The organism is Micromonospora sp. NPDC005171, from assembly GCF_040608575.1.
In the GTDB taxonomy this organism is placed as follows: Bacteria; Actinomycetota; Actinomycetes; order Mycobacteriales; family Micromonosporaceae; genus Micromonospora.
The window spans coordinates 254,411-277,074 of record NZ_JBEXIM010000004.1; the positions used below are offsets into that span (position 1 = coordinate 254,411).

22 protein-coding genes are annotated in these 22,664 nt (G+C 71.4%); 7 read left to right on the forward strand and 15 right to left on the reverse strand.

The annotated features are described in order from the left end of the window. Window positions 1-43 precede the first annotated feature (43 nt). Entirely contained in the window at window positions 44-232 is a 189-nt protein-coding gene (locus ABZU74_RS09480; RefSeq protein ID WP_355420324.1) for a hypothetical protein, read from the reverse strand. A gap of 162 nt (window positions 233-394) precedes the next feature. Here ABZU74_RS09480 and ABZU74_RS09485 point away from each other — a divergent pair, with 162 nt between their 5' ends. Next, entirely contained in the window at window positions 395-643 is a 249-nt protein-coding gene (locus tag ABZU74_RS09485) for a DUF2277 family protein (RefSeq protein WP_355420326.1), read from the forward strand. Window positions 644-691: 48 nt separating this feature from the next. Here ABZU74_RS09485 and ABZU74_RS09490 read toward each other — a convergent pair whose 3' ends face one another. Together ABZU74_RS09490 and selD are read right to left on the reverse strand one after the other, a co-directional pair. Continuing rightward, window positions 692-1,171, reverse strand: coding sequence for a hypothetical protein (locus ABZU74_RS09490; protein ID WP_355420329.1), 480 nt, complete (start codon window positions 1,169-1,171; stop codon window positions 692-694). A gap of 228 nt (window positions 1,172-1,399) precedes the next feature. Then, window positions 1,400-2,389 carry a selenide, water dikinase SelD gene (gene selD, locus ABZU74_RS09495; protein WP_355420332.1) on the reverse strand — a complete coding sequence of 330 codons (990 nt, stop codon included), beginning with the start codon at window positions 2,387-2,389 and terminating at the stop codon, window positions 1,400-1,402. Window positions 2,390-2,584: 195 nt separating this feature from the next. Between selD and ABZU74_RS09500 the strand changes: the two genes are divergently transcribed. Genes ABZU74_RS09500 through ABZU74_RS09515 form a run of 4 tightly spaced genes read left to right on the forward strand, consistent with a single transcriptional unit; the run spans window position 2,585 to window position 6,004 of the window. Further along, on the forward strand, window positions 2,585-3,340 hold the full coding sequence (locus ABZU74_RS09500; RefSeq protein WP_238660654.1) for an amino acid ABC transporter ATP-binding protein: 756 nt from the start codon (window positions 2,585-2,587) through the stop codon (window positions 3,338-3,340). Window positions 3,341-3,396: 56 nt separating this feature from the next. Then, complete coding sequence (locus tag ABZU74_RS09505) at window positions 3,397-4,275, forward strand: glutamate ABC transporter substrate-binding protein (RefSeq protein ID WP_355420335.1); 879 nt, start codon at window positions 3,397-3,399, stop codon at window positions 4,273-4,275. Window positions 4,276-4,316: 41 nt separating this feature from the next. Beyond that, window positions 4,317-5,024, forward strand: coding sequence for an amino acid ABC transporter permease (locus tag ABZU74_RS09510; RefSeq protein WP_355420338.1), 708 nt, complete (start codon window positions 4,317-4,319; stop codon window positions 5,022-5,024). Continuing rightward, window positions 5,021-6,004 (forward strand): amino acid ABC transporter permease, encoded by a 984-nt coding sequence (locus ABZU74_RS09515; protein WP_355420341.1) that lies wholly within the window; start codon window positions 5,021-5,023, stop codon window positions 6,002-6,004. Before ABZU74_RS09510 ends, ABZU74_RS09515 begins: the two co-directional genes overlap by 4 nt. 101 nt (window positions 6,005-6,105) lie before the next feature. On the opposite strand, the gene rny is transcribed toward ABZU74_RS09515, so the two are convergent. The 9 genes from rny to ABZU74_RS09560 all read right to left on the reverse strand — a co-directional run bounded on the left by rny (window position 6,106) and on the right by ABZU74_RS09560 (window position 17,045). Beyond that, complete coding sequence (gene rny, locus ABZU74_RS09520) at window positions 6,106-7,872, reverse strand: ribonuclease Y (protein WP_355420344.1); 1,767 nt, start codon at window positions 7,870-7,872, stop codon at window positions 6,106-6,108. A gap of 555 nt (window positions 7,873-8,427) precedes the next feature. Then, window positions 8,428-9,132: a 3-keto-5-aminohexanoate cleavage protein gene (locus tag ABZU74_RS09525; protein WP_355420347.1), complete on the reverse strand. Its 705-nt coding sequence runs from the start codon at window positions 9,130-9,132 to the stop codon at window positions 8,428-8,430. Window positions 9,133-9,180: 48 nt separating this feature from the next. Continuing rightward, window positions 9,181-9,879: a regulatory protein RecX gene (locus tag ABZU74_RS09530; protein ID WP_355420349.1), complete on the reverse strand. Its 699-nt coding sequence runs from the start codon at window positions 9,877-9,879 to the stop codon at window positions 9,181-9,183. A 14-nt stretch (window positions 9,880-9,893) separates the two neighbouring features. Next, window positions 9,894-10,940 (reverse strand): recombinase RecA, encoded by a 1,047-nt coding sequence (gene recA / locus ABZU74_RS09535; protein ID WP_007456801.1) that lies wholly within the window; start codon window positions 10,938-10,940, stop codon window positions 9,894-9,896. Window positions 10,941-11,124: 184 nt separating this feature from the next. After that, window positions 11,125-11,325, reverse strand: coding sequence for a DUF3046 domain-containing protein (locus ABZU74_RS09540; RefSeq protein WP_030489422.1), 201 nt, complete (start codon window positions 11,323-11,325; stop codon window positions 11,125-11,127). A gap of 5 nt (window positions 11,326-11,330) precedes the next feature. Continuing rightward, the gene (locus ABZU74_RS09545) at window positions 11,331-12,719 is read right to left on the reverse strand and encodes an MFS transporter (RefSeq protein WP_355420352.1); all 1,389 of its coding nucleotides are present in this window, start codon (window positions 12,717-12,719) and stop codon (window positions 11,331-11,333) included. A gap of 138 nt (window positions 12,720-12,857) precedes the next feature. After that, window positions 12,858-14,462, reverse strand: a complete 1,605-nt coding sequence (locus ABZU74_RS09550) for an FAD-dependent oxidoreductase (RefSeq protein WP_355420355.1) — start codon at window positions 14,460-14,462, stop codon at window positions 12,858-12,860. Window positions 14,463-14,612: 150 nt separating this feature from the next. Then, on the reverse strand, window positions 14,613-15,317 hold the full coding sequence (locus ABZU74_RS09555; protein WP_355420357.1) for a UdgX family uracil-DNA binding protein: 705 nt from the start codon (window positions 15,315-15,317) through the stop codon (window positions 14,613-14,615). 387 nt (window positions 15,318-15,704) lie between these two features. Beyond that, the gene (locus tag ABZU74_RS09560; RefSeq protein WP_355420361.1) at window positions 15,705-17,045 is read right to left on the reverse strand and encodes an aminotransferase class I/II-fold pyridoxal phosphate-dependent enzyme; all 1,341 of its coding nucleotides are present in this window, start codon (window positions 17,043-17,045) and stop codon (window positions 15,705-15,707) included. Window positions 17,046-17,081: 36 nt separating this feature from the next. Between ABZU74_RS09560 and ABZU74_RS09565 the strand changes: the two genes are divergently transcribed. Then, the gene (locus ABZU74_RS09565; RefSeq protein ID WP_355420364.1) at window positions 17,082-18,326 is read left to right on the forward strand and encodes a bifunctional pyridoxamine 5'-phosphate oxidase family protein/GNAT family N-acetyltransferase; all 1,245 of its coding nucleotides are present in this window, start codon (window positions 17,082-17,084) and stop codon (window positions 18,324-18,326) included. After that, window positions 18,326-18,997, forward strand: coding sequence for a leucine efflux protein LeuE (leuE, locus tag ABZU74_RS09570; RefSeq protein WP_204943876.1), 672 nt, complete (start codon window positions 18,326-18,328; stop codon window positions 18,995-18,997). The genes ABZU74_RS09565 and leuE overlap by 1 nt, the downstream gene beginning before the upstream one ends. Before the next feature lie 53 nt (window positions 18,998-19,050). On the opposite strand, the gene ABZU74_RS09575 is transcribed toward leuE, so the two are convergent. From ABZU74_RS09575 to ABZU74_RS09585, 3 genes are all read right to left on the reverse strand, one after another. Beyond that, a complete protein-coding gene (locus ABZU74_RS09575) occupies window positions 19,051-19,980 on the reverse strand; it encodes a sporulation protein (RefSeq protein WP_355420367.1) in 930 nt (309 codons plus the stop codon). A 149-nt stretch (window positions 19,981-20,129) separates the two neighbouring features. Beyond that, window positions 20,130-21,194, reverse strand: a complete 1,065-nt coding sequence (locus tag ABZU74_RS09580; RefSeq protein WP_355420370.1) for a hemolysin family protein — start codon at window positions 21,192-21,194, stop codon at window positions 20,130-20,132. Beyond that, window positions 21,191-22,546: a hemolysin family protein gene (locus ABZU74_RS09585; protein WP_355420373.1), complete on the reverse strand. Its 1,356-nt coding sequence runs from the start codon at window positions 22,544-22,546 to the stop codon at window positions 21,191-21,193. Before ABZU74_RS09585 ends, ABZU74_RS09580 begins: the two co-directional genes overlap by 4 nt. Between the last annotated feature and the right edge of the window lie 118 nt (window positions 22,547-22,664).

The window sequence follows — 22,664 nt, forward strand, 5'->3', positions numbered from 1 at the left end:
AGGATCCGCCCACTCCGGGTGGACCGCACCGGCAGACCATCGCTCAGATGGACGAGTTGAAGGCGGCGACGGCCACGGTGCCGGACGGCACGGAGTCGTTCGTGACGACGCGCCGGCGCACCGCCTCGATCAGATCGGCGTGCTCGACGGGGATCCGGTCCAGCGGGGTGCGCAGGCTACGGGTGAGATTGTCCAGGTCGGGACGGGATGTGCGGGCGGGGGCATGGTCCACAATGAGTCTCCGGGGGCCCGGGGCGCTGGGAGCGCGAGCGGCGGCTGTGGCTCGAACGGCTCTGGTCCGTGCCCAGGATAGACAAATATCGACCCAGTGTCACCGTCGGTACCATTGCCGGCACGACGAGTGGTAGACCGTTGTGGCAAAGAAGGAGCTGACATGTGCCGGAGCATCAAGACGTTGCGTGAACCGTTCACCCCGCAGGTGACCGACGCGGACGTCGAGGCGGCGGCGTTGCAGTACGTCCGGAAGATCTCTGGCTTCCGGGCGCCCGCCGCGCACAACGCCGCCGCGTTCGACGCCGCGGTGACCGCCGTGGCCGAGGCGACGCGCACCCTGCTCGACCAACTGGTGGTGCGGGGTGCCGGATCGGGCACCCCGGCCCAGTCGGCCACCGCCGCCAACTGACCGCCGCTTACCGGCACGGCACCCGGCCGGGCCTGACCCTGGAGAGGGTCAGGCCGCAGCGAGCGCCGGGGCGACCGTGTCCGGCGCCCAGCGTGAGCGGTGACACTGCGACCAGCCCCGACAACCCGGGTCACCCAGCGAGCAGAGCCGCAGCCTGCTGAGCACCTCACCGTCGTCGGTGTCCCGCACGTCGAAGTGCACCGGACGGACCGTGCCGTCCGGCGCGACGAGCAGGTGCCGCCCCGCGTCGAGCGTGTCGTCGCGCAACAGGCAGTTGCGGCCCAGCAATCGGGCCAGTGCGGCGATGCTCGCGTGCTCGGAGAGCTGCTCGGGCACCCCGTAGCAGTCCACCACCGTCGCGAACTCGCCCGGCGCCTCCCAGACGTCACACACCACCGCGTACGCCGGCAGCCGCGCCGGGTCGGCCGCCGCCAACGGCATCACCACCCGACCAAGCGCCTCGGCCAGCGCCGGGTAGACCTCCACGGGTTGAGCCCCGTCGATTCTCCAGTTCCACAGCTCGGTCATTCCGCCTCCTCGCTGCGTTCGTCCCACCGGCCTCCGGATCGGGCCTTACACACGATGGTGGGGGGCATTTGACCCCAGCCGGGGGCAAGTTACCGGTCTGTGACCATTCCGGGCAAAATTTCCCTGAGCAGCATTGCTCGGAGTAGCGGGAAGGTGACAGTTTATCGGCTATGGTGCGCCATCCGCACCACCGCCACCGCGTGTCCTCCCGCAGGTCGACAGCCCCGATCAGCGCAGGACGACCAGGTGCTCCCCCCGGGGCAGCAGCTCACCCACCACCGGAGCGCCGGGCACCTCGCCGGCGACCAGCAGGCCACCGGAGGTCTGCGCGTCGGCCAGCAGCAGCCGCTCCGCCTCGTCCGCCCCGCCGAAGTCCGTCCACGGGGTCACCCAGTCCAGGTTGCGCCGGCTGCCGCCGCTGACGAACCCGTCGCGCAGCGCCTCGCGCGCGCCGGCCAGACAGGGCACCCGGGCGGTGTCGATGGCCACCGTGACCTGGCTGGCCCGGGCCAGCTTCGAGGCGTGCCCGAGCAGCCCGAACCCGGTCACGTCGGTGCCGCACCGGATGCCGGCGGCGACCGCCGCGCGGGCGGCCTCCCGATTGAGCGCGCTCATCGTGGCCACCGCCTCCGGGAAACTCTCACCGGTCGCCTTGTGTCGGGTGTTCAGCACGCCCACACCGATCGGCTTGGTCAGCGACAACGGCACCCCGGCCTGCCCGGCGTCGAGGGTGATCAGCTCCTCGGGTCGGACCGTGCCGGTGACCGCGAGACCGTACTTCGGGCCGTCGTCGTCCACGCTGTGACCGCCGGCCAGGTGACAGCCGGCCTCCCGCGCCACGTCCTGACCGCCGCGCAGCACCTCACGGGCCAACTCCAGCGGGAGCACGTCGCGCGGCCAGCAGAGCAGGTTGAGCGCCACCAGCGGGGTGCCGCCCATCGCGTACACGTCGGAGAGCGCGTTGGCCGCGGCGATCCGACCCCAGTCGTACGCGTCGTCGACCACAGGCGTGAAGAAATCGGCGGTGCTGACCAGGCCGGTCCGCTCGTCCAGACGCACCACCGCCGCGTCGTCGCCGTGATCCAACCCGACCAGCAGCTCCGCCGTGCCGGTCGCCGGGCCGAGACCAGCCACCATGATCTCCAGCTCGCCCGGCGGGATCTTGCAGGCGCAGCCACCGCCGCGGGCGTACGTGGTCAACCGTACGGGTTCGGTCATCCCCCCATGATCTCGGCAACGCGCCACGATCGCCACCATGACCACCCACCCGGTGACCAAAATCGGACGCCCGAGAACGATCGTGACCGGTGTTACCGCTCCGTGACCCGCTGGGTTGCGTTCTGCCACATCAAGCCGCCTACAGTGGCCGCACCGGGGGTCAACCGACCCCGATCCGGGAGACGACAGGGGACGGTGGACGACGTGACGACGGGCGAACCGCTCATCGTGCTGGACGCGGTCAACAAGTGGTTCGGGCCGCTGCACGTGCTGGACGACGTCTCACTGTCGGTGGGTCGCGGCGAGGTGGTCGTGGTGATCGGCCCGTCCGGCTCCGGCAAGTCGACGCTGTGCCGCACGATCAACCGACTGGAACCGATCAACTCCGGCACCATCACCTTCGACGGTCAGCCGCTGCCGGCCGAGGGCAAGCCCCTCGCGAAGCTGCGCAGCGAGGTGGGCATGGTCTTCCAGTCGTTCAACCTCTTCGCGCACAAGACCATCCTGGAGAACGTCACCCTCGGCCCGATCAAGGTCCGCAAGGAGAAGCCGGCCGCCGCCCGCGAGCGCGGCCTGGCCCTGCTGGACCGGGTCGGCATCGCCAACCAGGCGGACAAGTTCCCGGCCCAACTCTCCGGTGGTCAGCAGCAGCGGGCGGCCATCGCCCGGGCGCTGGCCATGCAGCCCAAGGCGATGCTCTTCGACGAGCCGACCAGCGCCCTGGACCCGGAGATGGTCGGCGAGGTGCTCGACGTGATGACCTCATTGGCCAGCGACGGCATGACGATGGTCGTGGTGACCCACGAGATGGGCTTCGCCCGGCACGCGGCGAACCGGGTCATCTTCATGGCCGACGGGCAACTGGTCGAGGACGCCCCACCGGCGGAGTTCTTCGCGAACCCGCGCAGCGAGCGGGCCCGAGACTTCCTCTCCAAGATCCTCACGCACTAGGCGTCCGTAGTGGAGCGCGCCGTACTCGGTGGGCTCCGTTGAAGAAGGAGAAGAGTATGCGTATCAAGCGCGTTGCGGCAGTCGCCGCGGTCGCCGCTCTGGCGCTCGGCCTCACCGCCTGTGGTGGCGACGACGGCGGGGAGGGCACCGGCGCTGGCAGCAAGTCCTTCACCGCCGGCACCACCATGGAGAAGCTGAACAAGGCCCAGAAGATCAAGGTCGGCACCAAGTTCGACCAGCCGGGCTTCGGCCTGAAGGGCCTCTCCGGCAAGCCGGAGGGCTTCGACGTCGAGATCGCAAAGATCATCGTCAAGGAGCTCGGCATCCCCGAGGACAAGATCGAGTGGGTCGAGGCCCCGTCGAAGGTCCGCGAGGACGTGATCGTCAACGGCACTGTCGACCTGGTCGCCGCGACCTACACGATCAACGACAAGCGCAAGGAGCGGATCGCCTTCGCAGGCCCGTACTACGAGGCCGGCCAGAACATCCTGGTCAAGAAGGACGACACGACCATCACCGGTCCGGACTCGTTCAAGGACGGCACCAAGAAGGTCTGCTCCGTCACGGGCTCCACCCCGGCCGAGACGATCAAGCAGTACGTCAAGGACGTCGGCACCCAGCTGGTGCTCTTCGACACCTACGACAAGTGCCGGGACGCCCTCAAGGGCGGCCAGGTCAACGCTGTGACCACTGACAACGTGATCCTGCTCGGCTACATCGCCAAGGACGAGGCCTCCTTCAAGCTGGCCGGCAGCAACTTCACCAAGGAGCCGTACGGCATCGGGGTGAAGAAGGAGGACGCGGACTTCCGCAGCTTCATCAACGACACGCTGGACAAGGCGGTCGCCGACGGCAGCTGGAAGAAGGCCTGGGACAGCACCGCCGGCAAGTTCGGCGCGGAACTGGGCTCGGCGCCCACCATCAACCGCTACTGATCTGATCCTTCGATCTGGAGGGTGGGGAGGAACACCAACCCGTGAACGTGCTCATCGACAAGTTCGACGTCTTTGCGGGTGGTTTCTGGCTCACCCTCCAGATCTGCATCCTCGCCGCGATCGGCGCCCTCATCCTGGGCGCCATCGTGGCGGTGCTGCGCATCTCACCGGTGCCGCCGCTGCGCGCAGTCGGCACCAGTTACGTGAACGTCTTCCGCAACATGCCGCTGACCGTGGTGATGTTCTTCGCCGCGTTCGGCCTGCCGGCGCTCGGTTCCAACGCGGACTTCCTCCGCGTCCCGGTGCTCGACTCGCTGTTCACCCGGCTCGGCACCGATCTGCCGTACTTCCGGTTCGCACTGATCGCCCTGGTGCTCTACACCGCGGCGTTCGTCTGTGAGGCGCTGCGGTCCGGGGTGAACGCGGTGCCCGCCGGCCAGGCGGAGGCGGCCCGGTCGCTGGGCCTGACCTTCGGGCAGAACCTGCGCCACGTGGTGCTGCCGCAGTCCTGGCAGGCCTCGGTGGTGCCGCTCGGTTCGGTGATCATCGCGATGATCAAAAACTCGGCCCTGGCCGGCTTCTTCGGCGTGGTCGGTGACCTGTCGGCCACTGCCGACCAGCTCACCGGAGCCGAGGGCTACGCCTTCGTCCCGGTCGCCATCGGCATCTCGATCGGCTACCTGATCATGACGGTGCCGCTCGGCGCCCTGCTGGACCGGATCGAGAAGCGACAGGCGGTGGCCCGATGAGTCAGCAGACCAGCGTCCTCTACGACATCCCCGGCCCCCGGCAGCGGCGGATCACCCTGATCAGCAGCATCGTCGCCGGACTGGTCCTGCTCGTCGGGGCATACTTCCTGATCTACCGGCCCCTGGACGAGAACGGCCAGCTCTCGATGGAGCTGTGGGGTCCGCTTGTCGATCCCTCCAACGACAACTTCTCCCAGGTGTGGGACCGGATCGGTCTCGGCTTCAAGAACACCCTGTTCGCGGCGGCCCTGGCCATCGTGGCTTCGCTGGTGGTCGGAACGCTGCTCGCCGTGCTGCGGATCCAGCTCAAGAGCCTGACCCGACGGCGGTTCGTCGGCGTGGCGACGCCGCTGGCGTACCTGCTGCGCGGGCTGAGCGCGCTGCTGTCGGCGATCACCCGCGTCTGCGTCGAGGTGTTCCGCGGCCTGCCCGTTGTGATCACCATCTTCTTCGTGGCCCGTGGCTTCCCCGAGTTCGGCCTCTACTTCGACAACCTCTGGTATCTGGTCATCGGCCTCACCATCTACAACTCGGTGGTGATCGGCGAGATCCTCCGCTCCGGCATGGAGGGGCTGCCGGGCGGCCAGGCGGAGGCCGCTGCCGCCATCGGTCTCTCGCCGACGCAGACCACCCGGATGATCCTGCTGCCGCAGGCCTTCCGGATCATGCTGCCGGCGCTGATCAGCCAGCTGGTCGTGGTACTCAAGGACACCTCGCTGGGGTTCATCATCAGCTACGAGGAGACCCTGAACATCGGCAAGCAGATCATCGGCGTGCTGGGCAACCCGATCCAGGTCTACGTCGTGATCGCCGTGCTCTTCATCGTGGTGAACTACTCGCTGTCGAAGCTCGCCCAGTACGTCCAGCGGCGGCTCGCCCGGGGTCGCAAGACCGCCGGCACCCCGGCGCAGAACCCGCCGGCGGCGGCCCTGATCTCCCAGGCCGAGGGCGGAGGCGGAGGCGGCGGAGGCGGCGTCTGAGCCCGTCACACCGACCAGAAGGCCCGAAGGCCGCCCCGAGCAGTTCGGGGCGGCCTTCGGTCATCTGCCAGCGTCCGCCCGGTGTGGGCTGCCGGTCTGACTCATCGGGCGATCTCGGTGACCCGGGACTCGCGGACCACTGTGACCCGGATCTGACCCGGGTAGGTCAGCTCCTCCTCGATCTGCTTGGCCACGTCGCGGGCCAACACGGCCGCCCCGATGTCGTCCACGTCGTCCGGCTTGACCATCACCCGGATCTCCCGGCCGGCCTGCATGGCGAAGACCTTGTCCACGCCGAGCTTGCCGGCCGCGATCTCCTCGATCCGCTCCAGCCGCTTGACGTACGCCTCCAGGCTCTCCCGGCGCGCGCCCGGCCGACCACCGGAGCAGGCGTCGGAGGCCTGGGTGAGCACGGCCTCGATGGTCTGCGGAGGCACCTCGTTGTGGTGCGCCTCGATGGCGTGCACCACGTCCTCGTGCTCGCCGTACTTGCGGGCCAGGTCCGCCCCGATGATGGCGTGGCTGCCCTCCACCTCGTGGGTGAGCGCCTTGCCGATGTCGTGCAGGAACGCCGACCGTTTGATGATCGGCACGTCCAACCGCAGCTCGGCGGCCATGATGCCGGCGATGTGGGCGGTCTCGACCAGGTGCTTGAGCACGTTCTGCCCGTACGAGGTGCGGTAGCGCAGCCGGCCGAGCAGGGTCACCAGCTCCGGGTGGATCTCGGTGATGCCGACCTCGACCAGGGCGTCCTCGGCGGCGCGGAGGCAGAGCTGCTCGACCTCCTGCCGGGCCAGGTCGTAGACCTCCTCGATCCGGTGCGGGTGGATGCGCCCGTCCAGGACCAGCTTCTCCAGTGTCACCCGGCCCACCTCCCGGCGGACCGGGTCGAAGCAGGAGAGCAGCACCGCCTCGGGGGTGTCGTCGATGATCAGGTTGACGCCGGTCACCGACTCGAAGGCGCGGATGTTGCGCCCCTCCCGGCCGATGATCCGCCCCTTCATCTCGTCACCGGGAAGGTGCAGGACGCTGACCACGCTCTCCGCGGTCTGCTCGCTGGCGACCCGCTGGATCGCGTCCACCACGATGTGCCGGGCGCGCTGCTCGGCCGTGTTGCGCGCGTCGGACTCGATGTCCCGCACGAGCAGCGCCGCTTCCCGCTTGGCCTGCGTCTCGATGGCGTCGACCAGCTCCAGTCGCGCGGAGTCGGCGGTGAGCCCAGCGACCCGCTCCAGCTCCCGACGGCGCAGCTCCTCCGACTCGGTCAGCTCGGCCTCCCGCTGGGCGAGCGCGGCCTCCCGGGCGGCGAGGGCGGCCTTCGCGGCGGTGAGTTGCCGCTCCCGCTCGGCGAACCGCTCCACCTCCTCGGTGTGCATCCGCTCCCGCTCGTCCATCCGAGCCGCCCGACGTTCCACCTCGGCGGCCTGCTCCCGGGTGGTGGCGGCGAGCACCGCCACCTCCCGCTCGCCGCTTCGCCGGGCTGCCGTCCGCAGCTGCTCGGCATCCGCCTCGGCCTGCTTGTGGGCGCGCTCCAGGACGGTGTCCGCCTCGGCCCGGGCGTCGTCGAGGACCCGACGCGCCTCGGCGCGGGCGGCCTTCGCCTCGGCCTTCGCCGCCGCCGCCTCGGTACGGGCCGCGGCGGCCGCGGACTTCGCCACGTCGATCGTGCTGTTCGCCTCGTCGGCCGCGCTCCGCAGGGCAGCGAGGGACTGCTCCTGGCGGTCCTTCTCGGCGATGAACGCGGGATCCTCCGGAGCCGGCGCGGCGCCCATCCGGCGCAGTGTCCGGATGCCTACCAGCAGGGCCCCGATCACCACCACCGCGAGGACGAGGACAGCCGCGAGGAGCACGACGTCGAACGCGTTCATGCCGGGACCCCGTCGGGTCTACCGATGAACCTGTGCCGCCGCCCCGCCATGGCCGCCTCCCCTAACGTCGAGACCGCAGCGACCGTGCCGGGGGCACACTCCTGCGGCTGTGGACGCCCGACCGGAGCGGCTGGCCGTGGGTAGCTTTCTCCGCCGGCGGTGCCCTCGGGCAGCGTCGGCGACCGGGTGCAGTTGTCGCAGCGTTCCGGACCGGCCTGTCCGGAACTGCCGCCAAAGGCCGTGGAGTCGGCCAAAGTGATGCTGTTCTGTTACGCGATCTATGTTGTGCGCTTAGCCTGCGCTGGTCGGGCAATGTGAGCCTGTATGGCGAGGCTAGGTCGCCGGGGGTGCTCTGGTCAAGGACTCATGATCAAACCCCCCGAACGGAGAGAAGTTGAACGGTCACCGCGCGCTGATCTGGCGCCGGACAGGAGGGGACAAACTCCGCGAGGTGTGCTGCTCTCTGGACGTGTCGGGCCTGCTCAGCGCCGCCCAGCCGGTTGTCGGACAAGGCCGGCGACCCAGCCAGGTGTGACCCATCCGTCTCATCAGACGTCAGCTGGCTCCCATCGCCACCGCTGCCGCAACCAGCGCCGCGTTGTCAGCGGCGGGTGAGCCGTCCGGCAGGCACAGGGTGTCCTCAAGCCCGATTCGGGCGGCCAGGCCCCGGCGTACCGCCTCGGCGAGGACCGGCCAGGTCGCCGGACCCTCGGCGTGCAGCAGCACCGACGGCGCGTCCGCCGGCAGCGCGGCGAGAATCCCGGAGGCGTCGGCCAACGCGACTTCCGCGTCCTCAGCCATGCACTCGACCAGCACCCGCCCGGCCGGCACCCGCCACCTGCGGTACGCCGCTACCGCGTCAAGCGTCCACAGCCCTGCCTCGACGAGCACCCCGCGCTCGTGCAGGGCGGCCGCGACCGCCTCGGCACCGGGCTCGTGCGCGTTGACCGAAGCGAAGTCGGGCAGCACCGGCCAGGCCCGGACGGCGGCCACCCGGGCAGCCGGATCCGGCGAAATCCATTCGCCTGTGCTCACCCCGACCGGCAGCCCCGGTCGGGCGGCACGGATCGCGGTCAGCGCGTCGGCGATCACCGCCGGCCGCAGCGACTCGGCCCCGGTCTCGTCCCGGGGATGGACGTGCACGGCCGCGACGCCGAGCGCCGCGCAGCGGGCCGCATCGGCGGCCAGCTCCGCCGCCGTGAGCGGCACAGCCGGATGGGCCTGCCGGTCACGCCCGCCGTTCAGACATGCCTTCAACATGAGGCCCGCACCCCCATCGGGAGTCGCAACGGACAGCCGACCAAGCGCTCACTCGACCAGACGGTTGTCGCGCTCCAACTCGCCCTCCGCGTCGGCGAGCGCGTCGGCGTCGATCTGCTCGGCGAACTCGGCCGCCTCGGCGCTCTGCGCGGCGAGCGCGTCCTTCACCGCCCGGATGGCCACGCCAGGCGGATAGCCCTTGCGGGCCAACATCCCCACCAGCCGGCGGAAGACCACGTCCGGCTCGCCTCGGGCGGTGCGCAGCTTGCGCTCCACGAGGCCACGGGCGGTGTCCGCCTCGGTCTCCTCGTCCAGCTCATCCAGCGCCTCGGTGGCCACCTCGCCGTCCACGCCCTTACGGCGCAGCTCGTTGGCGAGCGCCCGGCGAGCGAGGCCACGCCCGGCGTGCCGGCTGGACACCCAGGCCCGGGCGAACGCGGCGTCGTCGATGATGCCGACCTCGTCATACCGGTCGAGGACCTCGGCCGAGACCTCTTCGGAGATGCCCCGCTTGGCCAACGCCCCGGCCAGCTCGGCCCGGGTGCGGGGCCGGACGGCAAGCTGGCGCAGGCAGATCTCGCGGGCCACCTCGGACTCGTCGCGCGGAGGCGCCGGAGACTCGACGGTGTCGGCCTCCTCGGACCGACCCCGGCGGCCTCGCCGAGGACGAGGCGGATCGGTGGCGTCGCCCGTACGGGGCGGACTGGCATCCCAGCCCCGCCCCGTACGAGCGCGTCGTCCTGCCATGGGTCAGCGACCGGTCAGAAGTCGACCGGCGGCAGCTCCGGGCCACCGGCGGCGTCACCCGCGCCGACCCCGACGCCGAGCTTCTCCAGGATCTTCTTCTCGATCTCGGCGGCCACGTCCGGGTTTTCCTTCAGGAACTCCCGGGCCTTCTCCTTGCCCTGACCGAGCTGGTCGCCGTCGTACGTGTACCACGCTCCGGACTTACGGATGATCGCCTGCTCCACGCCGACGTCGATCAGCGAGCCCTCACGCGAGATGCCCTTGCCGTACATGATGTCGAACTCGGCCTGCTTGAACGGCGCGGCGACCTTGTTCTTCACGACCTTGACCCGGGTGCGGTTACCGACGACGTCGGTGCCGTCCTTGAGGCTCTCGATGCGTCGCACGTCAAGCCGGACCGAGGCGTAGAACTTCAGCGCCCGACCACCGGTGGTGGTCTCCGGGCTGCCGAACATGACGCCGATCTTTTCCCGCAGCTGGTTGATGAAGATCGCCGTGGTGCCGGTGTTGCTGAGCACACCGGTGATCTTCCGCAGCGCCTGGCTCATCAGCCGGGCCTGGAGGCCCACGTGGCTGTCGCCCATCTCGCCCTCGATCTCGGCGCGCGGCACCAGGGCCGCCACCGAGTCGATCACGATGATGTCCAGAGCGCCGGAGCGGATCAGCATGTCCGCGATCTCCAACGCCTGCTCGCCGGTGTCCGGCTGGGAGACCAGCATCGCGTCGGTGTCGACGCCGAGGGCCTTCGCGTACTCCGGGTCGAGCGCGTGCTCGGCGTCGATGAAGGCGGCGATGCCGCCGTTGCGCTGGGCGTTGGCCACCGCGTGCAGTGCCACAGTGGTCTTACCGCTGGACTCGGGACCGTAGATCTCGACCACCCGGCCACGGGGCAGACCACCGATGCCGAGGGCCACGTCGAGCGCGATGGAGCCGGTCGGAATGATTGCGGTCTGGACGACCGGCCGGTCACCCAGCCGCATCACCGAGCCCTTGCCGAATTGCTTGTCAATCTGAGCGAGAGCAAGGTCGAGTGCCTTCTCCCGGTCAGGCCCTGCTGCCATGGTTGCCACCCCTGCCTTCGCCGGCGTCTTTGCTGAGCTTCGCGTCACGCGGACACGCTAGGCGCTAGGTCCGACAGAAAACCAGCCGACGGGCCGCGAGCTGTGGACGAGCACCCCGCTGTGGACAATAGCCGAACATGTGTACGACTCGACAAGCGACACGCGGAACCGGCGAAAAGGCTGCTCAGCGTAGTCGAGCGGGCACTCGGTCGGGATACGCGGCGCAGACCGCCCGCCACACCACGTGCGTCTGCTCCCCCGATGCCAGGGCCTGCTCGATGGTCCGCCCGCCGAGCTGGGACAGCACCTGATCGCGGGCGATGCTGGCCGCGTAGCCGGGCCCGAACGCCTCGTCCAACCGCGTCCAGAAGTCGGTCAGCCGCACAGTGATCAGCCCTCCTCGTCCGGTGCCCCGGTCGGCACCGGGCGCAACGCTAGCGCCACCAGGGGCGCCGCGGCGACCGCCGCGAGCAGGGTGAGCACGGGATAACCGGCGAACTGCATGACAAACCCACTGGCCACGGCCGCCCCGGCCCCGGCCAGTCCCATGATCAGGTCGGACAGCCCCTGGACGCTCGGCCGCACCCCGGCCGACACCGACTCGGACAGCAGGGTCGATCCGGCCACCATCGTCCCCGACCAGCCCAGCCCGAGCAGGACCAGACCGACCGAGAGCCGAGGGGTGTGGTGCCCGGCGGTGCCGGCGACCGCGCAGGCGGCCAGCAGCATCCCGACCCCACCGAGGATCACCGCCCGTCGACCGAGCCGGTCGGTGAGCCAACCGACCACCGGGGAGAACGCGTACATGCCGGCGATGTGCAGGCTCAGCACGATGCCGACCAGCCGCAACACGTCTGCGTCGGCGTGCGACTCACCGAGCCGGACCGGAGTCATCGCCATCACCGCCACCATCACCAGGTGACCCACCGCCACGGCGGCGATGCCGAGTCGGGCGGCGGGCTGTCCGCGTACCACCGACCAGGCCACACGCATCCCGGCGCCGCGCGGCACGCGGGCCTCGACCGGCGCGGGGGCCGGTGTCGCGCCGCCGCCCGCCGCCGATGCCTCGCCCGCCGCCGCGGTCGCCGACGCCTCAGCCGCCGTCGCGTCGGCGGCCGTCGCCTTGGCGGCCGCGAGCCGCCGCGCGGTGAGCAGCGGGTCGGGCCGGAGCAACCCGAGGAGTACGACGGCAGCCAGCACGAACGCGGCCGCGCTGAACGCGAACGGGCCGGCCAGCGGGGGCAGCCCCCAGCCGGTGGTGACCCGGTCGGCCAGCGCGGCGAAGTTCGGCGCGGCCACCGCACCGATGGTGGTCGCCCAGACGATCAGGGAGAGCTGCCGCCCCCGACGGGCCGGCTCGGCGAGATCCACTGCCGTGTAGCGGGCCTGCAGGTTCGCGGCGGTCCCCCCGCCGAAGAGCAACATGCCGACGAAGATCAGCGGCACCCAGCGGGTGGCCGCGGCCAGCACCACGAGCAGGCCGCCGACGGCGCCGACCGCGTACGCCAGCACCAGGCCCGGCCGGCGACCGTGCCGCGCCATGATCCGGGTGACCGGGACGGCGAGCAGCGCCGCACCGACCACCCCGGCGCTCTGTGCGACACCGGCCACCGCGGTCCCGGCGATCCGTGCCGCGAGCAGCGCGCCCACGGAGATGCCGATGGTCACGCCGATCCCGCCGATGATCTGGGTGGTGAAGAGCAGCCGCAGGGTTCGCCGCTGGATCGACGCGACGTCGGGTCGGGCGGCGGTACGCGGCGCGGTCAGGTCGGTCGCCATCGGCGCTCCTGTCGGAAGGGGTGCCTCATCCTCGCGCACCCGCGCCGACCAGCGGCAGTGGGTCTCGCCGATGACGGGCGGCCGATCCGCCCTACCCACGCGATCTGCGACGCACTGTCAATCTTGGACAGCTCACGGTCAGATGGCCATCACCCGCTGGTGCAGCGCGGAGACCGCCGAGCGCGCCGCCACGAACGCGCCGTGCTGCCAGGCCACCTCGTGACTGAGCCAGTCCCCGGCGAAGTAGACCCGCCCGGCCGGCTGGAGCAGCAGGTTGTAGCCGGCCGTGCCGTACCGGGGTGAGGTCCAGGCGCCCTCGATGTAGCGGGTCCGGTCCCAGGCGTGGGAGTACGACGTCACCAGCTCACTGCGGTACTTGTCGCCGTGGATCTTCACACCCTGGCTGACCGCGCGCTCGGCGCGCTGCTCCGGGGTCAGCCCGCTGTACGCCCTGGCGTTCGCCCCGGTGTTGTAATAGCCGACGACCAGGCCGCGCTTCCCGTGGAAGCCGTAGGACGGGTACCAGATGTGCGACAGGTCCAGGTCGGTCTCGGTGATGCCGCCGTAGATCCGCTGATCGGTCTCCCACCAGCGGCTGCGGTATTCCAGACCGATCTTGCCGGAGGCGGTGACCGGGAAGTCGGCCAGGGCCGCGGTCACCGCCGTGCCGAGATTGTGCGGTACGCGGGCCATCAGGTGCGGCGGTAGCGCCGCCACGCAGTAGTCGGCGGTGATCTGCGACTGCCGCCCGCCCTGTCGATAGGTCACCTCGACCCGGCTGCCCCGGTCGGTCACCGCTGTCACCTCGGCGTTGAGTCGGATCCGGTGCGGGCCCACCGCCCGGGCCAGGGCTCGGGGGATCTGGTCCATCCCGCCGACCGGCTGGAACATCAGCATGGCCTGGTCGTAGCCGAACTCGAAGGAGAAGTACCGACCGATGTTGCTGGCGAACACGTCGGAGAGCGCCGGCGGCGCACCGAGCGGGCTCCCCACGTCGTTGCCCGCACCGGGATACGCGGAGAAGCCCCGACGGTTCGTCCCGGTGTACGCCCAGTCGCTGGTCCGTCCGCCGATCGCGCCGAAGCTCTGCAGGAACGACAGCAGCCGGTCGCGATCCTCGGTGCTGAGCCGGGCGTCCAGCGCGCCCTGGTCGGTGGCCTTCGCCAGCAGCTCCGAGACGTAGCCGTACACGTCGGCCTTGGCGGTGCGGTACCGGACCGGCTCGGTCATCCCGGCGGACTCGTTGTAGATCCAGGCGTCGGCGTTCTGGTTGGTGAAGACCTCGATGGGCACGCCGAGTTCCCGGCAGTAGTCCATCGTGACCATCCACTGTGCGATCCGGCCCGGCCCGGCGTTGAAGTAGACCCCGTCGGAGAAGCCGGCCCGCTGGGTGCGTCCGTCGAGGTCCGTCTCGACGTCGCCGCCCCGGATGGTCAGGTTCCGACCGCCGACGCGGTGCCGCGCCTCAAGGATGGTGCAGTGGTAGCCCGCCTTGCCCAACTCGTACGCCGTGGTCAGCCCGGCGATGCCGCCGCCGAGCACGACCACGCTGGCACCCGAGCGCCCGGTGAGAGTGAAGTCGGACCGCTCCGGCGGCCGGAATGCCGGGGTGACCGACGCCGCCGCGCTGGGGGCCAGCCCCATGGCACCCATCGTGGCGAGCATCGCTCCGGCACCGCCACTGATTCCGACCGTACGCAAGAACCCGCGCCTGCTGACCATCGACTGCGTCTGATCGCTCATAACGGCCTCCCCTACAAGATCGACTCGCATGAGTCTGCAGAGGATCTGTTACGCGGTTCACGCATCGCCGTTTCCGGTGGGTATCGCCTCACCGTGCGATCCGGGCGGACATCTCCCGCCGGCTCGGGTCGGGGCGGCCTCGGTCGCCGGCTACCCGGGCAGGGCGCGGGTGACGACGGTGAGGTCGGTGACCAGGCCCTCGTAGGCCTTGTCCTGGTCGTCGGCGCGCAGCACGGCGGACGGGTGGATGGTGGCCAGCAGCCGGGCCTGTGGCGCGTCGGCGCGCTTTCCGGCGTTGTCCACCGGCACCTGCTCGAAGTCGGCGGGGTGCTGCGCCGACTCTGGCCAGGGCAGCAGCTCACCCCGCTGCCGGGTGACCCGGAAGGACGGGCCGAGCAGCGCCTTGGCGGCGGTCGCGCCGAGCACCACCACGATCTCCGGACGCAGTCGGGCGAACTCGGCTACCAACCACGGCCGGCAGGCGGTGATGTGCACCTGGTCCGGGGTCTGGTGGATCCGCCGCTTGCCGCGCTGCACGAAGCGAAAGTGCTTTACGGCATTCGTGAGGTACAGGTGACCCGGGTCCAACCCGGCGTCGTCGACGGCGCGGCGCAGCAGGCGTCCGGCCGGGCCAACGAAGGGCAGCCCCTTCTGGTCCTCCATGTCGCCGGGCTGCTCGCCGACCAGCACCACGCGGGCGCTCTCGTCGCCCCGGCCGAAGACCGTCTGCGAGGCATCCCGGTACAGCTCACAGCCCCGACAGCCGCCCGCGGCGGTGCGCAGGTCGTCGATGGTGTCGGCGTCGGGCGGGATGAACCGCTGGGCGCCCGGGGCGCTCCCGGTCTGCTCGGCCATGCCGACTGTTATATACCCGTTCGATGCTCACTGCCGGGTACGCCCCGGGCGCATCGGCGGCTTTCGGGTCAGTAACCGTTACCGCCGCCGTCGCCGCCGGACGCGATCGCGATCAGCACGATGATGATGATGATGATCGCCACCGCGATGGCGATCCAAATCCCCTTACGAGCCCCACCAGACGCCATGTCCCCACACCTCCGGGCGCCCGCATACCCGTCTCCGCCGCCCCGAATCCTCGCGATGTCGCACTTTCTGCCCGGACCACCATGCACAGGTCCGACATTCAGCCAACACAAGCTGCAAGATCGCGGGGAGCGGGAGCGGGAGCGGGAGCGGGGGCGGGGGCGGGGGCGGGGGCGAGGGCGGGGGCGAGGGCGGGATGGGTCAGGTGGGGAAGCCTTGGGTGGGGGGTGGGTTTTCGGCTCGGGCCACTGCGGTAGCGAGGGGGGCCAGGTCGGTGGTGTCCAGGGAGCTGACGGTGATGCGCAGGGCCGGTGGGGCGGCGATCCGGTAGAGAGCGCCGGGGGCCACCGCCCAGCCGGCGTCACGGAGCGCGGTCACCGTGCTGGTCTCGTCCGCGACCGGCAGCCAGACGTTGATGCCGCTGCGACCGTGTGCGGTCAGGCCGTGCTCGGCGAGCGCGGCGAGCAGCCCTTCGCGCCGCTGCTCGTAACTCAGCGCCGCCCGCTGCACCAACTCGGTGACCGCCGGGTCCCGCCACAGGGCGAGCACCAGGCGTTGCAGCACTGTGGAGACCCAGCCGGCGCCGACCCGGGTACGGCCACTCACCCGGGCCACCGTCGTCTCGTCCCCGACCAGCACCGCCAGCCGCAGGTCCGGGCCGAAGGGCTTGCTCACCGAGCGGAGGAAGGCCCAACTCGCGGTCGCACCGGCGAGCGGATGCAGGGGTACGCGGGCCAGCTCGGCCGCGTGGTCGTCCTCGATCAGCAGCAGGTCCCGGCGGCCGGAGAGCAGTGTCCGCAGCGCCTCGGCGCGGGCCGCGGAGACGGCGGCGCCGGTCGGATTCTGCGCCCGGCTGGTGATGATCAGCGCCCGCGCTCCGGCGGCGAGCGCCGCTTCCACCCCGGCGACCAACGGCCCCTCGTCGTCGAGCGGCACCCCGATCGGGCGCAACCCCAGCGCGGCGACCAGGTCGAGCAGGTTGGCCCAGCCCGGGTCCTCGACCGCCACCGCGTCGCCGGGGCGCAGGTGAGCGCCGAGCAGCCGTTCGATGCCGTCCAGCGCACCGCCGGTGAGGGTCAACTCCCCGGCCGGTACGCCGTCGGCGCGCAGCCGGGCGCGGGCCGCCTCGGCCAGTTCGGGCAGCACTCCGGCGTCGGAGTAGCCGACCGAAGGACCGCCGGCGGTGGCGAGCGCCGCCAGGTGCGGGCCCAGCGGGGGAAGCAGCCGGGGGTCGGGTTCACCCCGGGACAGGTCTCGGGCGCCGGGCAACGGCGGGGGGCGCAGCGCGGAGCGGCGGGCGGCCACCGGCGGGCGGGGGCGTACCCGGGTGCCGTGCCGACCGGCGGTGGCGAGCAGGCCGCGCTGGCGTAGCTCCTGGTAGGCGCGGGCGACGGTGGCGGGGCTGACTCCCAACTGCGCGGCGAGTGCCCGCACGGGTGGCAGGGCGGCCCCCGGTGGCAGGGCGCCGGTACGGATGCCCGACTCGATGCTGGCCGAAATCTCGACGGCTGTCGTACCGGTGAGCTGATAGTGTGCTGACACAAATACGAGATTGTACTAGAACAAAGGGGCGCGCGCATGTATCCACCCACCGCCCGGACCACACCCCACCGTTCCCGCGACAAGATGAGCTACGACCAGGCAGCCGCCCACGCCGTGCTCGACGAGGCGTACGACTGCGCGCTCAGCTTCACCGTCGACGGCCAGCCCCGGGTGCTGCCCACCCTGCACGTCCGCATCGGCGACACGCTCTACCTGCACGGCTCCACCGGCAGTCGGCCGCTGCTCGCCGCCCGGGGCGACGACGGGCTGCCGGTCTGCGTCGCGGTGACACTGCTCGACGGGCTGGTCTACGCCCGCTCCCAGTTCCACCACAGCGCCAACTACCGCTCGGTGGTCGCGCACGGCACCGCCCGACTGGTCACCGACGAGCGGGAGAAGCTCGCCATGCTCACCGCGCTTGTCGAGAAGGTCGGCGCCGGACGTAGCACCGCCACCCGTCCGCCCAGCCGTCGCGAGTTGGCCGAGACCTCAGTACTGGCGCTGCCACTGCGTGAGGTGTCCGTCCGGGCCCGCACCGGCGGCGTCCGCGAGGACGAGGCCGACCTGCACCTGCCGCACTGGGCCGGCGTGCTGCCGCTGCGACTCACCGCCGGGGCGCCCGAGCCGGACGCCGGGGTCACCGCGCCGCTGCCGGCGTACCTGCGGACGCCCCGCACACCCTGGCACGAGCCGGTGCCGCTGCACGGCGAGCACGTTCGGCTGGAGCCGCTGGAATTGGCGCACACCGACGAGTTGCACACCGCCACGGCGGACCCGGAGGTGTGGCGGCACCTCAGCGTCGCGCCGCCCACCGCCCCCGCCGAAACCGCAGAGGTGATCGGCGCCGCCCTGACCGCCCAGCACCGGGGCGAACGGGTGGCCTGGGTGCAGCGGTGCGCGGCCACCGGGGCGGTGGTGGGCAGCACGTCCTACTACGACATCGACCCGGAGCGACGGGCCGTGGCGATCGGGCACACCTTCCTCGGTCGGCCGTGGTGGCGTACCGGGATCAACACCGAGGCGAAGTTGCTGCTGCTCAGCCGGGCCTTCGACGACCTGGGCGCGGTGCGGGTCGCCTGGCACACCGACATCCGCAACGTTCGCTCCCAGGCGGCCATCGAACGGCTCGGCGCGACCCGGGAAGGGGTGCTGCGGATGCACCGGCAACGCCCGGACGGCTCCTGGCGGGACACCGTGCAGTACGCGATGACCGTCGACGAGTGGCCGAACGCACAGGCCAGGCTGCGAGAAAGACTTCGGCGGACGGCACCGGTGGCGTGATGATGGCGGGCGTGCTGGGGATCACCGACATCTGGACGTACGTGCTGGGCACCGTGGCCATCATCCTGCTGCCCGGGCCGAACTCACTGTTCGTGCTCTCCACAGCGGCCAAGCGGGGCGTCGCGGTGGGCTACCGGGCCGCCGGTGGCGTGTTCGTCGGCGACGGGGTGCTGATGTTCCTCTCCGCCGCCGGGGTGGCGTCGCTGCTCAAGGCGTACCCGCCGCTGTTCCTGGTGATCAAGTACGCCGGTGCCGCGTACCTCGGTTATGTCGGGGTGACCATGCTGCTCGGCGCCGTGCGGCGCTGGCGCGACCGCAACGACCCGAGCACGCCGCGGCTCATCGACGCCGCAGAGCCGGCGGCGATGCGCAGCCCGTTCCGTAAGGCGCTGGTGATCAGCCTGCTGAACCCGAAGGCGATCCTGTTCTTCATCTCGTTCTTCATCCAGTTCGTCGACCCCGGTTACGCCTGGCCGGCGCTGTCGTTCCTGCTGCTCGGCCTGATCGCGCAGGTGACGAGCGCGCTCTACCTGACCGCGTTGATCTTCGCGGGCACCTTCCTGGCCGCCCAGTTCCGCCAACGCCGCCGCCTGGCGGCCGGCGGCACCACCGCCGTGGCCGCCCTGTTCCTGGCCTTCAGCCTCAAACTGGCCACCGCCAGCGCCGGCTGACCCCCTACCCCGCTCGGCCCCGCTCCACCCCCGTTGGGCCCGGGGGGGGGTGGTTAGGTGCCGTCGCCGCCGGAGCCGCCGCCACCTACCCCGGCGCCGCCGGCGGTGCCGCCGAGGCCGTAGCCAGGTCGGATCGGCTCGTCGGGATGGCGGCTGACGTGGGCCGACCCCCCGATCTGCGCGGACCAGTCGGCGTGCGCCGCCGCGGCCGCGTGCCGGTTGATCGTCTGCCGAATCCAGCCGTCCACGGTGGCCACCCAGTCCCGCCGCCCGGCGTCCTCGTGCCAGATCCGGAACCGACTGATGCTCTGGTGCGTGATTCCGGCCAACGCCAGCCGGCGATCGACCCAGAGGATCGCCTCCAGGCCCGCCGAGTTGGTCACGAAGATCACCTCCAACTCGGTGATCGGGCCGGCGTAGAGCGGCCCCACCCAGTAGCCCCAGCGCTGGTGCAACGGCAGGGTGTGCTCCACACCCGGCAACCCGCCCTCCTGCAACCCGGACTGGCGGATCATGAAGCCCAGCGTGTCCAACGCCGCCAGCACGTGCTGCTGGGTGGGGATCGGGTGCACAAAGACCGGCACCATGGCCCCCTGGTCAAGGTCGGGGTCGAGCGACACCTCGGTCCGCAGGCCCATCCGCAGGCTCAGCAGCGGCACCCCGCCGAAGGTGGTCACCGGGGTCTCCCAGGGCAGCGGGAACGCGAAGTCGACAGCCCGTCGCCGACCGGCCGGTACGACGAACCGGCCGGCGATCGGCAGGTGGTGGAACTGCACGAGACGTCGGGCCGCGGCCGGATCGTCCGGCTCGACAGTGGTGACGAGGCCCAGCCGGATGTGCCGCACCAGCACGTCCTCCGGGCCGGCCGCGAGGGTCACCCGCCCGGGCAGGCGCAGGCCCGGCCGGGTGCTCGGGTTGGGGAGCGTGGTCTGCACGGACAGCCCAGTCCCGCCGGACTCCGGTGACACCCCCGTCAACCGCACCGCGCGCCCCCTCCCGGAACGGGGGCAGCACGCCCCGCACCAGCCGCGCCTACCCCGTCGAGGTGGTCTCAAGCCCGCCGACGCCGAACCGCGCCGCCATGCCGAGCGTCGACCCGGCCGCACGTCGTCAGTGCGGCCGGGTCGGCAGGTCAGCGCAACCGCCGCCCGCGCGGCACCGTGTCGGTCTCGTCGTCGAACTCCCCGATGACCTCCTCCAGGAGGTCCTCCAGGGCCACGAAACCGATCGGCCGTGCCGGGCCACCGCCGTTGCGGACCAACGCGAGCTGCGACTGCCGGGCCCGCATCGCCGCCACCGCCTCGGTGACCGACGACGTCGCGGGCAGGGTGAACGCGGGCGTCATCAGCTCGCCCGCGGTGGCGACCCGGCCGGTGGTGACCACCCGTACCGCCTCCCGGACGTGCACGAGCCCGCACACGTCGCCCGCCTCGTCGAGCACGGCGAGCCGCGATCGGCCGCTGTCCCGGCTGACCTCCTCGATCCGCCCGGCCGAGTCGTCCCGGCGGACGGTGACCATGGTGGCGAACGGTTCCATCACCTGCGCCACCGACGTGCCCTGCAACTCCAGCATGCTGGTCAGCAGCTGGTGCTGTTCGGCGCCGAGCAGCCCGTGCTCACGGGACTGCTCCAGCAGGATCCGCAGCTCGTCCGGGCCGTGCACCTGGGCGAGTTGGTCCTGCTGGTTGACGCCGAACAGCCGCAGGATCGCGTTGGCCAGGGCGTTCAGCGCGGAGAGCACCGGCCGGGAGACCCGGGCGAAGGCGCGGAACGGCAGCGCGAGCAGCGTCGCCGAGCGCTCCGCGTCGGTGATCGCCCACGACTTCGGCGCCATCTCCCCCACCACCAGGTGCAGGAAGGTCACCACCCCGAGGGCGAAGATCAGGGCGATCAGGTGACTGGCCGCGTCCGGTAGGCCCACCGCGTGCAGCAGGGGGCTGAGCAGGTGTTCGATCGCCGGCTCCGCCAGCGCGCCGAGGCCCAGGGTGCACAGCGTGATGCCGAGCTGTGCGCCAGCCAGCATCAGTGACAGCTCGCGGACGCCGTCCAGTGCGGCCCGGGCCGCCCGGCCGCCGTTCGCCGCCGCCTGTTCCAGGCGGTAGCGCTTGCTGGCCACCAGGGCGAACTCGGCGGCCACGAAGAACCCGTTCAGCGCCAGCAGGATCACCGAGCTGAACAGTGCGATCCCGGGGCTCATGCGGTCACCTCGGGTTTGGTCAGCTGCAGCCGCACCGAGTCCGCCACGTGCCGGTCCACGGCCAGCACCTCGACCAGCGCCCGGGGCTCCGCCTCGTTCTCCTCGCCGTCCGCGCCCTCGGGTTGCAGGCTGATCTCCAGCCGGTCGCCGACCTCCGGCACCCGGCCCAGCTCCCGCATCACCAACCCGGAGAGGGTGTCGTACTCGGGGGCCTCGGGCAGGGCGATGCCTGTGCTGTCGGCGACCTCGTCGATCCGCCAGCGGGCCGGCACCACCCAGGACCCGTCGTCCTGCCGGGCCGGTGCCCGCTCCGGTGGGTCGTCCTCGTCGCGGATCGGGCCGACCAGTTCCTCGGCGATGTCCTCCAGCGTGATGACGCCGGCGAAGCCGCCGTACTCGTCGACCACGCACGCCATCTGCCGGTGCCCGGACCGCAGCCGGTCGAGCACCGTGGGCAGGGGCAACGTCTCCGGTACGAGCAGCGGCGGCCCGGCCACCGCGCTCACCGGGGTGGTGGCCCGCTCCGCCGGGGGTACGCCGAGCACGTCGGCGATGCCGACGATGCCGAGCAGGTCGTCGACGCCCTCCGCGCCGCGTACCGGGAAGCGGGAGTGGCCGGTGTCCAGCAGCTCGACCACCCGGCTGACCGGCTCGTGCGCCCGGACGGTGTGCACGTCGACCCGCGGCACCATCGCTTCGCCGGCGGTGAGTTCGCGGAAGTCCAGACCTCGGTCGAGCAGCGTGGACATCTCGGCGTCGAGGCTGCCCTCCTCGCGGGACTCGGCGATGATCTGTTCCAGGTCCGCCGGGGTGGCGCCGCTGGGCAGCTCCTCGATCGGCTCGATGCCGATGCGGCGCAGCAGCCGGACCGAGGCCCGGTCGAACAGCCGGATCAGCGGCCCGGCGACGGCCAGGTAGATCAGGGTGGATCGGCTCAGCGCCCGGGCCAGTCGCTCGGCCCGGGCGATGGCCAGGTTCTTCGGGGCCAGCTCACCGAGGACCATCTGCACGATGGTGGCGATGACCAGGGCCAACGCCACCGACAGCGGCAGGCTGACCGCCTCGCTGACGCCGGCCACGCCGAGCAGGTCGGCGAGGCCACCGCCCAGGTAGGGCTCGGCGACGTAGCCGACCAGCAGCGCGGTGACGGTGATGCCGAGTTGGGCGCCGGAGAGCATGAAGGAGAGCCGGCTGGTGACGGTCAGGGCCCGGGCGGCGGCCTGGTCGCCGTCATCGGCGAGCTGGCGCAGCTTGCCCCGGTCCACGGCGACGTAGCCGAACTCCTGCGCCACGAAGTATCCGGTGGCGGCAGTGAGGATGATGATCAGAAGGAGACCAACGACGATCAACACGGGTTGCTCAGGGCTCCCGGGGTCGTCGGTACGGGAATATGCCGGGCACGACCCGGCTGGCTACTGCTGCCCTCCTGGGCAGAAGAGTCGATCATGCCGTCATTTTATCGGCGTTGGC